This is a genomic window from Citrobacter sp. wls711 (assembly GCF_005281055.1).
Taxonomy (GTDB): Bacteria; Pseudomonadota; Gammaproteobacteria; order Enterobacterales; family Enterobacteriaceae; genus Citrobacter; species Citrobacter gillenii.
In genome coordinates this window covers 57,534-72,242 of sequence record NZ_SZXC01000053.1, presented here as the reverse complement: position 1 = coordinate 72,242, position 14,709 = coordinate 57,534, and the positions used below count along the sequence as shown (strand labels likewise).

Here is a 14,709-nt window from a genome sequence, read left to right as displayed (position 1 = left end):
GGATCTTTACGTTGTCTTACGTTCAGACGGGGCCGAAGCCCCGTCATCACCATCAGTTACGGAACGGATTGTTGCCGGTGCTGTTGGTTGAACGTGCTGCCGTCGGCTGAGCGACTGCCGCGTTGTTGCTCGCGGTATAGCCGTCTGCTGCAGCGTCTTGCTGTGTGTTTTCCGGCGCGACGGTGTCAGGCGCGGTCGGAATCGGTTTGCCCAGCGTATTGTTCAGCGCCACCAGATCCTGTTCGTTCAGCGTACCGAGCGCAGATTTGATGTTTAACTGGTTAATCAGATAGGTATAACGTGCGTTAGCCAACTGCTGTTTGGCGTTGTACAGCGTGGTGGTGGCATCCAACACATCCACGATGGTACGTGTACCAACGGAATAACCGGCTTCCATCGCGTCCAAAGAGCTTTGTGCAGAGACGACCGCTTGTTTGTACGCGTTAATGCTACTGATGGACGCATTAATGTTATTGAAGGATGAACGTACGGTCTGTACCACGCTGCGGTGCGCACTTTCCAGCTGTTCGCTCGCGCCCACAAAGTTGTACTGTGCTTGTTTCACCTGCGAGTTAACCATGCCACCCTGGTACAGCGGCAGCGAGAAATTCAGACCAATTTTGTTCTGACCCATATTGCTGTCGTCATACTGAGTACCGGTTGCCGCGCGGGTTTTAGAGCCGCTGTAAGAGGTATCAGAAACACCGGTAGAGGCGGTTAAATCCAGCGTCGGCAGGTGACCGTCCTGCGCCAGACGAATTTGTTCACGCGCCAGGTCCTGGCTTAAACGCGCCTGCAGCAAGGTCAGGTTGCGATTTTCGGCTTCTTTCAGCAGTGCATTCACCGCCTGCGGCTTGTTGGTTTTAAAGCCGTCAACGTTCAGCGAGGCCAGTTCCGGGTAGTAGTTGCCGGTAACCTGGCGCAGCTCTTCCACCGCGTTGTCCAGATCGTTACGCGCAGTAACTTCATTTGCCAGCACGGTATCGTATTGTGAACGGGCGTTCTGTACGTCAGTAATGGCGACCAGGCCGACGTTAAAACGCTGGGTAGTCTGATCCAACTGACGGTAAACTGCGTCTTTCTGTGCCTGGGTGTATGACAGCACATCAATCGCGTTCAATACTTTAAAATAGGCCGTGGCAGTATTCAGGATCAGCGTTTGCTGATCGGTCTGATAGGTCACATCCTGGATGCCCGCTGATTTTTCTTGCAGCGTCAGGGCACGCCATTTCGACATATCAAACAGAGACTGAGTCAGGGTTAACGAAGCAGAGGTGGCGTTGGAATTCACGCCGTTTGCATCACGGTAGCCATTGCTGTAGGTGTAATCGGCACCTAAGCCCAGCTGAGGCAGTAACGGACTACGCGCTTCGTTAATTTTTTCGAATGCAGCATCGCGATCGGCGGCGGATTTACGCAATTCCGGGTTGCTCAGGCGTGCTTGCTGATAAACCTGCATCAGGTTCTCTGCCTGGCTCAAAGTACTGAACCCCGACAGGCTCAGGCCGATAAGGATGGGGAGCAATTTCTTCATTTGCATTCCTTGTTGTGAAGCAGTATTTAGCGCTGATCAAATGGTAAAAATAATTGTTGATTCTAGCAGAATCCACCACTTCAAAAAGTTGGCGTTACGTGCCATACGGCGTTAATTTGCATCAATTTAACACAAGGGCGCCCAAACAGCAGTCAAACGACCTTGAAATTCACATTTTAATCACTATTGGTATCAGGACAGCACAATGCGTAAACCAGACAGCTTGCCAATGACTTTCACGAAAAATGATGTAGAAATTATTGCACGAGAAACGCTATACCGCGGTTTTTTTTCACTGGATCTTTATCGGTTCCGCCATCGCCTGTTTAACGGTGGAATGAGTGAGGAAGTCACGCGCGAAATTTTTGAGCGCGGACACGCGGCGGTCTTGCTACCCTTTGACCCTGAGCGGGACGAAGTTGTGCTGGTTGAGCAGATTCGTATTGCGGCATTTGATACCAGCGAAAGCCCGTGGCTGCTGGAAATGGTCGCCGGGATGATCGAAGAAGGTGAAACCGTTGAGGACGTTGCCCGCCGCGAAGCGATGGAAGAAGCCGGACTGGACGTAAAACGAACCAAACCTGTGCTGAGCTATCTGGCAAGCCCCGGCGGCACGAGCGAGCGCCTGTCCATTTTGGTCGGCGAAGTGGACGCCACGACCGCAAGCGGGATCCACGGTCTGGCGGATGAAAACGAAGATATTCGCGTTCATGTGGTAAGCCGGGAACAGGCTTATCAGTGGGTGGAAGAGGGAAAAATCGACAACGCGGCTTCTGTCATCGCCTTGCAATGGTTGCAGCTGCACTATCAAGAGTTAAAAACTGAGTGGAAAAAATGAAGCGTTATACACCTGATTTCCCTGAAATGATGCGCCTGTGCGAAACCAACTTTTCGCAACTGCGCCGTCTGTTGCCGCGAAATGATGTGGTCGGCGAAACAGTGAGCTATCAGGTGGCAAACGCACAATATCGGTTAACGATTGTTGAATCGACCCGATACACTACGCTGGTTGCGATCGAACAGACGGCGCCTGCTGTCACTTACTGGAGCCTGCCATCGCTTACCGTCCGCCTGTATCATGATGCGAGGGTGGCTGAAGTGTGTTCAAGTCAGCAGATCTTTCGCTTCAAAGCGCGGTATGATTACCCAAATAAAAAGTTGCATCAACGCGACGAAAAGCATCAAATTAATCAGTTCCTGGCCGACTGGTTACGGTACTGTTTAGCACATGGAGCGATGGCGATTCCGGTTTATTAGCGTCGTGAAACCTAAGGACACCATTTGGAAAGCCTGTTAACCCTTCCTTTGGCTGGTGAGGCCAGAGTCAGGATCTTGCAAATTACAGACACTCACCTGTTTGCCGAAAAGCATGAAACGCTGCTGGGAGTGAACACCTGGGACAGCTATCAGTGCGTACTGGACGCTATACATGCTGAGTCGACCGACTTCGATCTGATCGTGGCGACAGGCGATTTAGCGCAGGATCAATCCGCTGCGGCGTATCAGCATTTTGCTGAGGGTATCGCAAGCTTTCGTGCGCCTTGCGTCTGGTTACCTGGCAATCATGATTTTCAGCCAGCCATGTACAGCGCCCTGCAGGACGCCGGAATTTCGCCTGCGAAACGCGTCTTCATTGGTGAACAGTGGCAAATTTTGCTGCTCGATAGCCAGGTTTTTGGCGTTCCCCACGGAGAATTAAGTGAGTTCCAGCTTGAATGGCTGGAGCGAAAACTTGCCGATGCGCCTGAACGGAATACCTTGCTGCTTTTGCATCACCACCCACTGCCTTCGGGCTGTAGCTGGCTCGATCAGCACAGCCTGCGCAATGCTGCTGAGCTGGACAACGTGCTGGTGAACTATCTGCGCGTGAAGTATCTGCTGTGTGGACATATTCATCAGGAGTTGGATCTCGACTGGAACGGTCGCCGCCTGCTGGCTACGCCGTCGACATGCGTGCAGTTCAAGCCGCATTGTGCCAACTTTACGTTAGATACCATTAGTCCCGGCTGGCGTACGCTGGAACTTTTTGCTGATGGTTCGCTGCACACTCAGGTGTGCCGTCTGCCGGGAATTCGGTTCCACCCTGATACCGCTTCAGAAGGCTACTGATGTCTACGCTTCTCTATCTACATGGATTTAATAGCTCTCCTCGCTCGGCGAAGGCGTGTCTGCTGAAAAGCTGGCTGGCAGAGCTCCACCCGCACGTTGAGATGATCGTACCGCAGCTGCCACCGTATCCTGCCCAAGCGGCAGAGATGCTGGAATCAATAGTCCTTGAGCATGGCGGAGAGTCGCTGGGGATTGTTGGCTCCTCTTTAGGGGGCTATTACGCCACCTGGCTGTCGCAATGTTTTATGTTGCCTGCGGTGGTGGTGAACCCTGCGGTGCGGCCTTACGAACTGCTGGTCGACTACCTTGGCCAAAACGAGAACCCCTACACGGGCCAGCAATATGTGCTAGAGTCACGCCATATTTACGATCTTAAAGTCATGCAGATTGACCCGCTGGAGGCGCCGGATTTGCTCTGGCTGCTACAACAAACGGGCGATGAAGTGTTGGACTACCGCCAGGCGGTGGCGTATTACGCCTCTTGCCGTCAAACTGTTATTGAGGGCGGAAACCACGCATTCACAGGCTTCGAAGATTATTTCAACCAGATTGTCGATTTCCTTGGACTGCACAGTTTTTGACGATCAATTCGAATTGCTAATTTAAACCATGACGCAAACTTATAACGCTGATGCCATTGAGGTACTCACTGGGCTTGAGCCGGTTCGCCGCCGCCCGGGGATGTACACAGATACGACTCGTCCTAACCATATGGGACAGGAAGTTATTGATAACAGTGTGGATGAAGCGCTGGCCGGGCACGCGAAACGTGTCGAGGTTATCCTTCATGCCGATCAATCACTGGAAGTCATTGATGACGGACGTGGCATGCCCGTCGATATCCACCCGGAAGAGGGCGTCCCGGCCATTGAATTGATCCTTTGCCGTTTGCACGCAGGGGGTAAGTTTTCTAACAAAAACTACCAGTTCTCCGGTGGCCTGCACGGCGTGGGGATTTCGGTGGTTAACGCCTTGTCAAAACGTGTTGAAGTGGCCGTTCGTCGTGATGGTCAGATTCACAGTATCGCCTTTGAACACGGTGAAAAGGTCGAAGACCTGCACGTTTCCGGCACCTGTGGAAAGCGCAATACCGGGACCAGCGTGCACTTCTGGCCGGATGAAAGCTTCTTTGACAGCCCACGTTTCTCCGCTTCTCGCCTGAGCCATCTGCTGAAAGCCAAAGCGGTACTCTGCCCGGGCGTGGAGATCATCTTCAAGGATAAGGTCAACGATACCGAACAGACCTGGCGCTACGCCGATGGCCTGACCGACTACCTGAGCGAAGCGGTGAACGGCCTGCCGTTGCTGCCGGAAAAACCGTTTGTCGGGACGTTCTCCGGTGATACGGAAGCGGTGGACTGGGCGCTGCTGTGGCTGCCGGAAGGCGGTGAACTGCTGACCGAAAGCTACGTTAACCTGATCCCAACCATGCAGGGCGGGACGCACGTCAATGGCCTGCGTCAAGGTCTGCTGGATGCGATGCGTGAATTCTGTGAATACCGCAATATCCTGCCGCGTGGTGTGAAGCTGTCGGCGGAGGATATCTGGGATCGCTGCGCTTACGTGCTGTCCGTGAAGATGCAGGATCCGCAGTTTGCCGGTCAGACCAAAGAGCGTCTCTCTTCGCGCCAGTGCGCGGCGTTCGTTTCTGGGGTGGTAAAAGATGCCTTCAGCCTGTGGCTGAACCAGAACGTGCAGTCAGCAGAGCTGCTGGCGGAAATGGCGATTTCCAGCGCTCAGCGTCGTCTGCGTGCAGCGAAAAAAGTGGTGCGTAAAAAGCTCACCAGCGGTCCGGCACTGCCGGGTAAGCTGGCGGACTGCACCGCACAGGATCTTAACCGCACCGAGCTGTTCCTGGTGGAAGGTGACTCGGCGGGCGGATCGGCCAAGCAGGCGCGCGATCGTGAGTATCAGGCGATCATGCCGCTGAAGGGTAAGATCCTGAACACCTGGGAAGTCTCTTCTGATGAAGTGCTGGCCTCCCAGGAAGTTCACGATATCTCGGTAGCGATCGGTATCGATCCGGACAGCGACGATCTCAGCCAGTTGCGCTACGGCAAGGTGTGTATCCTCGCGGATGCGGACTCCGATGGTCTGCACATTGCTACGCTGCTGTGCGCATTGTTTGTGAAGCACTTCCGCACGTTGGTCAAACACGGACACGTCTACGTAGCGCTGCCGCCGCTGTACCGTATCGACCTCGGGAAAGAAGTGTATTACGCGCTCACGGAAGAAGAGAAAGCGGGCGTACTGGAGCAGCTGAAGCGTAAGAAAGGCAAGCCGAACGTCCAGCGCTTTAAAGGTTTGGGTGAAATGAACCCGATGCAGCTGCGCGAAACCACGCTGGATCCGAACACCCGTCGCCTGGTGCAGCTCATCATTGATGATGAAGACGATCAGCGCACCAACGCCATGATGGATATGCTGCTGGCGAAGAAGCGCTCTGAAGATCGCCGTAACTGGCTGCAGGAGAAAGGCGACCTGGCGGATCTCGAAGGGTAAGCATGATGTTGAATGCCGGATAGCGCTTCGCTTATCCGGCCTACATTCGCATTGTGCCCGTAGGCCTGATAAGACGCATCAGCGTCGCCATCAGGCGTTACGGCTTATGCCGCTTCCTGTACTGTAACGGCGTCTCGCCAATGCCTTTTCCGAAGGCGCTGATAAAATAAGTCACATCAGAAAACCCCACTTTTTGCGCAATCTCTCTGACGCTTGCCTCACTGTGTAACAGCGCCTCGCAGGCTTTTCTCAACCTCAGCGTGTTGAGATACCCGAGGATGCTCTCGCCTGTTTCTACCTGAAAACGCCGAGAAACATAACTTTTTGATTTTCCTAACGCTTGTGCCAGCGTCACCAGGCTAAATTTATGCATGTAGTGCTCATCAAGCCAGAACATCACCTGGCTGGCCATCCCCGTATCACTATCATGCATATTGACGTTATCTTCGGGTAACAGGCTGAATAAATTCAATAACAGGCAGGCAACGTGCTCAGTGTTAAGCGGTTTCTGCGCGGCCAGTTTTGCATAGCGGCTGAACAGAAAATCAATGTGCGTATGGACGTCTGCGGCGTCGATGACCCACGCCTCGCTCCCGCGTACACTCAGGTGTTGTAGACGCTGTTGATGAAGTGGAAAGTCGCGTAACACCTTCAGTACTGCGTGCTGATCGAGATGAATAATGGTCCGCCGATAACGGTCCCGCACCTGCTCGTCAACAAAAATTTTATGCAGCGTAAACGGTGGGAAAAAGAACATCCGCCCTGGACGCATGGTGTATTGCTTATGATCGACCGTCACCACGCCAAACCCTTCTTCCACGTACAACACTTCCAGACACTGATGCCAATGGTGATAACGAACCGTATTGGCAAATAAACGACTGAACGACACCACCGCGTTGTTGAGGGCAATCAGCTCCAGGTACTCTTGAGGAGAAGATAAGTTCATAGTGCAATAAATTTAAACTTTTGCCGGCGAATTCCTGTTTATAAACCCTATTTTTAAATTTCTTCAATCACTGTTTTATTTTAATGTTTGTGGTGTGATTGAAGTAACATTTCTGCTTGTCTGCCATTCACTATTCTTTAGCCACTTAATTCAGAGGGGCAGAGTATGTGGTCGGCGACTGAAGAAAAATCAAATCCATTGTCATCCCGCGAAGACGTTACGCGTGCCGTTAATACCCTTTTACGGGCACTCGACAAGCAATTCCCAGCGGGACAGGCTCAGTTTTCTCTCGGTGATACCTGCGCGCATTACAGCGTGGATATTGCCTGCATGGAAGGGCTTTCCCGAGCGCTGTGGGGGCTATTTCCGCTGATGGCCGGCGGGGCGGATGTGCCGTTTGCCGACAAATATATTCAGGCGATAAAACTCGGCACCGATCCCCACAGCTCGCACTATTGGGGGGACACCGGTCCTTACGATCAACGTCTGGTCGAGATGGCGGCGTATGGTCTGGGCCTGGCGTTATTGCAGACGCGTTTAACCGGGATGTTCAGCGCAACGGAGCAGGACAATCTGCACCGCTGGCTGAATCAAATTACCGATGCTCAGATGCCGGACAGCAACTGGAACTATTTCGCCATTATCGTGCAGCTTGGCTTTAAACGTGCAGGATTACCGTTTGACCAACAGGCTATCGATCGGCGATTTGAGATGATGGACGCCTACTACCTCGGCGATGGCTGGTATTCCGACGGTCCCGGGCGACCTAAAGATTATTACATCTCCATGGCCTTTCATTTTTATGGCCTGCTGTATGCCACCCTCAGCCCGGAGGACACCCGTCGCGCCGCTACGTTGCGTGAACGTTCCCGGCTGTTTGCCGCGGATTTTATCTTTATGTCTGCCGCCGACGGGGCATCGGTGCCGTTTGGTCGCAGCCTGACCTACCGCTTTGCCATGGTCGCCTTCTGGAGCGCGGTGGCCTTTGCTGAGCTGGATGTGTTCTCACCTGGGGTTATTAAAGGGGTGATCCTGCGCCATCTGCGCTGGTGGCAACAGCAGCCGATTTTTGATCGAGACGGCATCCTGACGTTGGGCTTTGCCTATCCAAACCTGGCGATGTGTGAAGACTACAATTCGCCGGGATCGCCGTACTGGGCACTGAAAGTCTTTTTGATCCTCGCGTTACCGGACGATCACGCGTTCTGGCAGGCTGAAGAGTTGCCGCTCCCGGTGCTTGACGAAAAACGGGTGATTACCCATGCCGGGCAGATCCTGCAACACAGCGAAGATTCTGCGCATGTCACGATGCTGGCGTCAGGGCAGCTTGAGCTGAACAACTATGTGAATACCGAGGTCAAGTACACCAAATTTGCCTACTCCAGCCGTTTTGGCTTCACCATTGAGCGCGGGCGCTACGGCATCAAACATGCGGCATGCGATTCCATGCTGCTGCTGGCAGATGGCGATAATTACTTCCGTGGACGTCGTCAGTGCGATGACGTTCGCGTTGATGAAAATTATCTCTGGTCCCGTTGGTCGCCGTGGCATGACGTCAGTATTGAGACCTGGTTGGTGCCGTTTGGCGAGTGGCATATTCGTTTGCACCGCATTCACAGTGCGAGAACGCTGCAAACGGTGGAAGGGGGCTTTGCAGTGATGAAGACAGAGCCGCAGCTCAGCGCACGGGGATGTCTGCTGGCAGCGCGTAACGGGACCAGTGCGATTGTGGATCTGTCGCCTGTCATCATCCGCCAGCCGGACAATGTGGTCACGCCGCCTAACAGCAGCATTATGTTTGCCGAGTGCGCGGCTATTCCGACGCTGACCACCGAGATCCTGCCGGGCGAGAGCTGGCTGTGCTGCGCCGTGAATGCCAGCGGCAAGCAAACAAACGTGCTCACGGTCCCGCTGCTGCAAATTAACCGTAACCAGGTCGTTATTCGCGAACCTGACGGTGCACGTCAGTTGTCGTTCTTTTTATAGCGAGGATGGTATGAAAAAGAGTTCAGCGAGTAACAGAACAGAATATTATAAAATTAGTAGCTTTATTTTTCTTTATTTCTTTACCTGGTCGGCCAGTATTGGTTTGCTGGCCATTTGGCTGGGGCAGAAAGCGCAGTTAAGTGGGACGGTTATCGGTACCGTATTTGCAGTGAACGGTATTTTCTCGGTGATACTGAAGCCGATTTATGGCTATATCCTCGACAGAATCGGCATGAGTAAATACCTGCTCTATTTTGTCGTGATTATGTCGGCATTAATGGCACCGTTTTTTATTTATGTATATCAGCCGCTATTAATCTCCAATACCCTGCTGGGTATTATTGTCGGCGCAATTTACTTAAGCTTTGCGTGGTACGCCGGTGTGGCCGCCTGCGAATCCTATTCTGACCGCTACAGTCGTTTAAACGGCATGGAGTTTGGGCAAATCCGCATGTGGGGATCGCTCGGTTGGGCAGTCGCGTCGTCGTTCTCGGGGCTGCTGTTTAACCTCTCTCCGGCGTATAACTTTATGTTAGGTAGCGTGGCGTCGGTGGTAATGCTGATTGTCCTGCTAAGCCTGAAAGTGAACGTAAATTCAGCCAATGCCTCAGAGGTACTGACCAAAGATAAAATCTCTCCTGCGGATGTTTACGCGCTGCTGCGTAACCGCAAGTTTTGGGCGTTTTGCCTGTATGTCGCAGGCGTGGCGTGGATGATGTTTATCGCCGAACAGCAATTCTCGCGTTATTTTGTCACCTTCTTTGCTGATGTACATAAAGGCAATGCGGTATTCGGATATCTGGGCACCGTGCAGTCAGGTATGGAATTTATCATGTATATGGTGATCCCGCTGTTCGTTAACTACATCGGCGCGAAGCGGGGATTGCTGATTGTCGGGGCACTGGTCGGCGCGCGTCTGGTTATCTCCGGACTGTGCGACTCGCATCTGTTAATTTCAGTGCTAAAACCGTTGTATGGCCTGGAAATCTGTTTATTGCTGGTTTCTGTCTTTAAATACATTGCCGAACATTTTGATAAACGCGTCAACGCAACCATGTATTTACTGGGTTATCAGGCGATGCTGTATGTTGGCAACGTGGTGGTGTCTTCACCTGCCGGATTAATGTATGACCGAATTGGTTTTGAAAAGACCTATATCATTATGGGTATTATTGCGCTGACCTTTACGCTGATTTCGGCATTTACGTTATCCGCCTGCCAAAGTAAACGTCGCAATAATACCGCGCTCGATATCGCCGAAAATAACGCGACAAGATAATCTACGTAATAAGGAACCAAAATATGTTAAAGCATATCGTTGAGGAAACGTTGCGCGCTTTTCCTGGTAGCCCGCTTAATACCGCAGCCTTTCAGGAACAAATGAATGGCGCCAGGGAACATGTCCTCGAGCTGCTTAGCCGTCATTTAACGGAATTCGGTGAAGACTTTCCTGCCGAAACCTGCGTCAACGGTTATTACCCGCTGACGGATAATGTGGAGTGGACCACCAGTTTCTGGACTGGGCAACTGTGGCTGGCGTGGGAAATGAGCGGTGAAGCGACATTTCGTGAAATGGCCGAAAAGCACGTGCGCTCATTTGGTTTGCGTATTGCCGGGCGCCATGACACCAACACCCACGACCTGGGCTTCCTGTACACACTTTCCTGTGTAGCGGCCTGGCGGTTGACGGGCAATCGCGATGCGCGCGGTTTTTCGCTGATGGCGGCAGAAGCGCTGCTTGAACGTTTTCACGAGAAGGCGCAGATCATTCAGGCATGGGGCGATCTCCGCGATCCCGATCAGGCCGGTCGGATGATCATTGACTGCAATATGAACCTGCCGCTGCTGTACTGGGCCAGTGAACAGACGGGCGATCTGCGCTTTGCCAATGCGGCAAAAGCGCACGTGGCGCAGGCGGCGGAATATCTGATCCGTGAAGATGCCTCGACGTTCCATACCTACTACATGGACGTGCAAACCGGCGCGCCGCGCTACGGTAATACCCAGCAGGGTTACGCTGACGATTCATGCTGGTCGCGTGGGCAGGCGTGGGGGATTTATGGTTTTCTGTTGAGCTATATCTATACCGGCGATCGCGAGATGGTGCAGCTGTCGAAAAAACTGGCCAACTACTTTCTCAATCGCCTGCCGGATGATGCCGTTTGTCACTGGGATCTGGCGCTGGTGGGCACCGATGCGCTGCGTGATTCTTCTTCGGCGGCCATTGCGGTATGTGGCCTGCTGGAGTTGATTAAACACCTGCCGGTGACCGATCCGGATCGTGAACGTTATCAACAATGGGCGATGGGGATCATGTCATCGCTGACGCAGCATTATCTGATGGGCAAAGATGAGAAGGGCAACGGGCTACTGAAACACTCGGTTTACCATCTTGCGAGCAATAAAGGGGTCGATGAGTGCGCAAGCTGGGGAGATTACTTTTACGTTGAGGCGTTAACCCGTTTTACGCAGTGCTGGAAGTTGTACTGGTAAGTTTATTGGCCAGGTTGCACTGTGCTTACCGGGCTTACAGATCGTGTGTAGACCGGATACGTCGCGGGCGACGTCATCCGGTACATCAACAACCTTAAATACCTGATTCCAGAATACGAATGCTCATGTCCAGCACATCACCTTTCACGGCTTCGCTGTAAGCTTTCATATGCGGGGTTTGCAAATGCGCTTCAAGGTGCGCAATGCTTTCCCACTGTTCAATCATCACGATTGAATCCGGCGCTGTGGTCTGAAAACTCACACCCGCGGCGTGATCGACCATCGGCGCGTAGCCATGACAGCCTTCTTCCTTCAGGACGGTTGGAACGATTTTAGCAAACTGATCCAGCACCGCCTGGCGGTGGTGTTGACCTGGACGTGTACGGATTTCTGCAATAACGGTAAGCATGGTTAACTCCTTCTAATTCCAGGTAACTAGTTAACCAAAAATCTCGGTCAGATGCTTGCGATATTCTGCGATATAACGCGGGACATCCGGCATTTTAATCACATCATTGGTGATAAAAGTCGGCAGCGCTTCCATACCTAAAAACTGGTTTGCTTTATGGAACGGCAGATAAACGCCATCAACGCCGACGCCGTGGAAGAACTGATCTTTGTCAGTAAAGGCTTCCATCGGTGCATTCCAGGTCAGGGACAACATGTATTTTTTGCCCTGAATCAGGCCGCCAGAACCGTATTTTTTAGTGGTATCAGAACGTGTGCGACCATCGCTGGCGTACAGCGTACCGTGCCCTGCAGTGAACACATCATCGATGTATTTTTTCACTGTCCACGGTGCACCCATCCACCAGCCCGGCATTTGCCAAATAACGGCGTCAGCCCAGACAAAGTTCTGCACTTCTGTTTGTACGTCGTAATCGCTGTCTGCGCGCACGACTCTAACATCATGTCCGAGGTCGCGCAGGATACCGTCCGCGACCTCGGTCAGGGTGTCATTCAACTGACCATTGGAATGGCCGAATTTTTTAGCGCCATTGATAATCAGAATGTTGCTCATGTTGTGTCCTCAAAGAATTACGTTTGAGGGCGATTTTACGCCGATGATCGGTGCGGTGAAATTAGCAAAATGTGCAAAGTCTTTTGCTGGTAGCGCAATAATTCAACGCTACCAACTGATTTTGGCTTCAAATCCACCTTCCGTGGCGTTGGCGAATGACACGGACATACCGTGCAACGTCGCAATACGCCGGACGATCGACAGGCCCAGCCCACTGCCGGTCGCGTTTTGTCCCGGTGGACGATAGAAACGCTCACCAATGTGCAGTAATACCTCTGACGCAACGCCCGGACCGTTATCTTTGACGCTGAAACAGTGGTTATTGAGCGTCACGTCCACGACGCTACCCTGCGGGCTGTAGCGGATTGCATTATCCAGCAGATTGCGGACCATCAGGCTAAGCAACAGCGGTTGGCCGGTGCGTTTAACGTCGTGAGCGTTAATCTGCAAGCGCACGTCGATGTGGGCCTGCTGTGCCGGGTGGTAGATATCCATGACGGCGGATTGCAGTAACTCTTCGAGTGAGATATCGGCGACATCCTGAAGATTGTTGAGCGAATCGAGACGCGAAAGCGTCAGCAGCTGATCGACCAGGCGAGTGGCGCGGTCAATACCTGTCTGCATCTGCATTAGCGCTTTTTGTCGTGACTGCGGGTCATCGTCAGACAGTTGCGCCACTTCGGTTTGAACCTTGAGCGCCGTCAGCGGGCTACGCAGTTCGTGCGCGGCATCTGAGGTAAAGCGCCGCTCGCGTACCATGGTGGTGTGAATACGGGTAAACAGCTGATTGAGCGACTCAACCAGTGGGCGAACCTCGCCGGGAATGCCTTTCAGGCTCAGCGGTTCTTCAGATTCCGGATCGCGCAAACGTAAAGCCTGCGCCAGCTTTTTCAGCGGCTTAAGTTCAAGACTTAACAGTACAATCAGGATCAGCAGCATCAACGGCAGGGCGACCAGCCACGGCACCAGCTGGGCCGTCACAATCGCCAGTGCCATATCTTCGCGGTATTCCCACTCCTGACCGACCACGACCCGGTACTTTTTATCTGCTGAAGTCAGCCAGATAAAGCGCCATTTATCGTTGTCACCGTTCAGATAGCCGTCGTCAAACCCTTCCCGACGATAGCTATAGGGAATGTACTGACCATTGTCGCCGTCGTGCAGAACCATTTTTCCGTCCGGGGTGTAGACCGCAAAGGTCAGCACATCGTCGTCAATATGGCCGTGTTTGAATTTCTTTGGCGTTTGGGCAAAGCGCTCAGAGGCTTTTAGTTCGTCAAGATCCAGCGTGACCAGCCGTTTGGCAAACAGCATCAGCTGTGTGTCAAACATCTCGTCGACGTTATCGGTGGTTTGCTTCCAGGCGACAAAACTGGAAATCAGCCAGGTCACCAGCACCAAAATGGTGAAGATGAGCGTTAGCCTGACGCGCAGGCTGAGGCGTTGTGTGAATTTCATGCATCACCCAGGGTGTAACCAATGCCGTGCACGGTGCGGATAAAATCACTGCCGAGCTTACGGCGTAAGTGATGGACGTGCACTTCAACCGCATTGCTGGAGACGTTTTCGTCCCAGTTATACAGTTTTTCTTCAATGTGTTTACGGGGCAGGACGCGCCCTTTATTACGCATCAGCAGTTCCAACAGTGCGAACTCCTTCGGCTTGAGCGACAACGGCTCGCCTGCGAACGTGGCGACCAGTGCGCCGGGATTAAGCGTCACCTGACCGTGGCGTAGTTCGCTGGTAGCCTGACCGCTGGCGCGACGTACCAGTGCTTCCAGTCGGGCGGCCACTTCAATCAGTGCAAAGGGTTTACACAGGTAGTCATCCGCACCGAGGCGCAGACCTTCCACGCGTTCTGCCAGCGCGTCGCGGGCCGTTAAAATCAGCACCGGCTCCTGTTTTCCTTTGGTGCGCCATTCGCGCAGGATATCGCGGCCGTCAATACCCGGCAGCGTCAGGTCGAGGATCACCGCGTCATAAGGCGCACTGTAAAGCGCCTCTTTACCCTGACGACCTTCGGTAAACCAGTCGATGGTGAACCCCATTTTACTCAGACCCGTTTTCAGACCGTCGCCAATCAACGCGTCATCTTCTACCAGTAAAATACGCATA

Annotated in this window: 14 protein-coding genes; 8 read left to right on the top strand and 6 right to left on the bottom strand. The window is 52.9% G+C overall.

What is annotated here, in order from left to right; genetic code table 11:
- Positions 1 to 52 precede the first annotated feature (52 nt).
- The gene (gene tolC, locus FDW98_RS16690) at positions 53 to 1,540 is read right to left on the bottom strand and encodes an outer membrane channel protein TolC (protein WP_096755643.1); all 1,488 of its coding nucleotides are present in this window, start codon (positions 1,538 to 1,540) and stop codon (positions 53 to 55) included.
- A gap of 199 nt (positions 1,541 to 1,739) precedes the next feature.
- On the opposite strand from tolC, the gene nudF reads away from it, so the two are divergent.
- Genes nudF through parE form a run of 5 tightly spaced genes read left to right on the top strand, consistent with a single transcriptional unit; the run spans position 1,740 to position 6,145 of the window.
- Complete coding sequence (nudF, locus tag FDW98_RS16685; RefSeq protein WP_096755644.1) at positions 1,740 to 2,372, top strand: ADP-ribose diphosphatase; 633 nt, start codon at positions 1,740 to 1,742, stop codon at positions 2,370 to 2,372.
- Entirely contained in the window at positions 2,369 to 2,791 is a 423-nt protein-coding gene (locus FDW98_RS16680; RefSeq protein WP_096755645.1) for a DUF1249 family protein, read from the top strand. The genes nudF and FDW98_RS16680 overlap by 4 nt, the downstream gene beginning before the upstream one ends.
- A 24-nt stretch (positions 2,792 to 2,815) precedes the next feature.
- Complete coding sequence (gene cpdA, locus FDW98_RS16675; RefSeq protein WP_137398891.1) at positions 2,816 to 3,643, top strand: 3',5'-cyclic-AMP phosphodiesterase; 828 nt, start codon at positions 2,816 to 2,818, stop codon at positions 3,641 to 3,643.
- On the top strand, positions 3,643 to 4,224 hold the full coding sequence (gene yqiA, locus FDW98_RS16670; protein ID WP_096755647.1) for an esterase YqiA: 582 nt from the start codon (positions 3,643 to 3,645) through the stop codon (positions 4,222 to 4,224). Before cpdA ends, yqiA begins: the two co-directional genes overlap by 1 nt.
- A 28-nt stretch (positions 4,225 to 4,252) precedes the next feature.
- Positions 4,253 to 6,145, top strand: a complete 1,893-nt coding sequence (parE, locus tag FDW98_RS16665) for a DNA topoisomerase IV subunit B (protein ID WP_096755648.1) — start codon at positions 4,253 to 4,255, stop codon at positions 6,143 to 6,145.
- Between the two features lie 97 nt (positions 6,146 to 6,242).
- On the opposite strand, the gene FDW98_RS16660 is transcribed toward parE, so the two are convergent.
- Entirely contained in the window at positions 6,243 to 7,094 is an 852-nt protein-coding gene (locus tag FDW98_RS16660) for an AraC family transcriptional regulator (RefSeq protein WP_096755649.1), read from the bottom strand.
- 165 nt (positions 7,095 to 7,259) lie between these two features.
- Here FDW98_RS16660 and FDW98_RS16655 point away from each other — a divergent pair, with 165 nt between their 5' ends.
- From FDW98_RS16655 to FDW98_RS16645, 3 genes are read left to right on the top strand one after another with little or no spacing between them, the layout of a single operon-like run.
- A complete protein-coding gene (locus FDW98_RS16655; RefSeq protein ID WP_096755650.1) occupies positions 7,260 to 9,080 on the top strand; it encodes a DUF2264 domain-containing protein in 1,821 nt (606 codons plus the stop codon).
- A 10-nt stretch (positions 9,081 to 9,090) separates the two neighbouring features.
- Complete coding sequence (locus FDW98_RS16650) at positions 9,091 to 10,359, top strand: oligosaccharide MFS transporter (RefSeq protein ID WP_096755651.1); 1,269 nt, start codon at positions 9,091 to 9,093, stop codon at positions 10,357 to 10,359.
- A gap of 23 nt (positions 10,360 to 10,382) precedes the next feature.
- Positions 10,383 to 11,573 (top strand): glycoside hydrolase family 88 protein, encoded by a 1,191-nt coding sequence (locus FDW98_RS16645; RefSeq protein WP_096755652.1) that lies wholly within the window; start codon positions 10,383 to 10,385, stop codon positions 11,571 to 11,573.
- Between the two features lie 94 nt (positions 11,574 to 11,667).
- On the opposite strand, the gene FDW98_RS16640 is transcribed toward FDW98_RS16645, so the two are convergent.
- The 4 genes from FDW98_RS16640 to qseB form a co-directional block, all read right to left on the bottom strand.
- Positions 11,668 to 11,982 (bottom strand): putative quinol monooxygenase, encoded by a 315-nt coding sequence (locus FDW98_RS16640; RefSeq protein ID WP_096755653.1) that lies wholly within the window; start codon positions 11,980 to 11,982, stop codon positions 11,668 to 11,670.
- A gap of 30 nt (positions 11,983 to 12,012) precedes the next feature.
- Positions 12,013 to 12,594 carry an NAD(P)H-dependent oxidoreductase gene (locus FDW98_RS16635; RefSeq protein ID WP_096755654.1) on the bottom strand — a complete coding sequence of 194 codons (582 nt, stop codon included), beginning with the start codon at positions 12,592 to 12,594 and terminating at the stop codon, positions 12,013 to 12,015.
- A gap of 108 nt (positions 12,595 to 12,702) precedes the next feature.
- Positions 12,703 to 14,052, bottom strand: coding sequence for a quorum sensing histidine kinase QseC (qseC, locus tag FDW98_RS16630; protein ID WP_096755655.1), 1,350 nt, complete (start codon positions 14,050 to 14,052; stop codon positions 12,703 to 12,705).
- Complete coding sequence (qseB, locus tag FDW98_RS16625; protein ID WP_096755656.1) at positions 14,049 to 14,708, bottom strand: quorum sensing response regulator transcription factor QseB; 660 nt, start codon at positions 14,706 to 14,708, stop codon at positions 14,049 to 14,051. The genes qseC and qseB overlap by 4 nt, the downstream gene beginning before the upstream one ends.
- Between the last annotated feature and the right edge of the window lies 1 nt (position 14,709).

Excerpts from the sequence above, each read along its gene's own strand:
- tolC (WP_096755643.1), bottom strand. The coding sequence starts at position 1,540 with ATGCAAATGAAGAAATTGCTCCCCATCCTTATCGGCCTGAGCCTGTCG.
- nudF (WP_096755644.1), top strand. The coding sequence starts at position 1,740 with ATGCGTAAACCAGACAGCTTGCCAATGACTTTCACGAAAAATGATGTA.
- FDW98_RS16680 (WP_096755645.1), top strand. The coding sequence starts at position 2,369 with ATGAAGCGTTATACACCTGATTTCCCTGAAATGATGCGCCTGTGCGAA.
- yqiA (WP_096755647.1), top strand. The coding sequence starts at position 3,643 with ATGTCTACGCTTCTCTATCTACATGGATTTAATAGCTCTCCTCGCTCG.
- parE (WP_096755648.1), top strand. The coding sequence starts at position 4,253 with ATGACGCAAACTTATAACGCTGATGCCATTGAGGTACTCACTGGGCTT.
- FDW98_RS16660 (WP_096755649.1), bottom strand. The coding sequence starts at position 7,094 with ATGAACTTATCTTCTCCTCAAGAGTACCTGGAGCTGATTGCCCTCAAC.
- FDW98_RS16655 (WP_096755650.1), top strand. The coding sequence starts at position 7,260 with ATGTGGTCGGCGACTGAAGAAAAATCAAATCCATTGTCATCCCGCGAA.
- FDW98_RS16650 (WP_096755651.1), top strand. The coding sequence starts at position 9,091 with ATGAAAAAGAGTTCAGCGAGTAACAGAACAGAATATTATAAAATTAGT.
- FDW98_RS16645 (WP_096755652.1), top strand. The coding sequence starts at position 10,383 with ATGTTAAAGCATATCGTTGAGGAAACGTTGCGCGCTTTTCCTGGTAGC.
- FDW98_RS16640 (WP_096755653.1), bottom strand. The coding sequence starts at position 11,982 with ATGCTTACCGTTATTGCAGAAATCCGTACACGTCCAGGTCAACACCAC.
- FDW98_RS16635 (WP_096755654.1), bottom strand. The coding sequence starts at position 12,594 with ATGAGCAACATTCTGATTATCAATGGCGCTAAAAAATTCGGCCATTCC.
- qseC (WP_096755655.1), bottom strand. The coding sequence starts at position 14,052 with ATGAAATTCACACAACGCCTCAGCCTGCGCGTCAGGCTAACGCTCATC.
- qseB (WP_096755656.1), bottom strand. The coding sequence starts at position 14,708 with ATGCGTATTTTACTGGTAGAAGATGACGCGTTGATTGGCGACGGTCTG.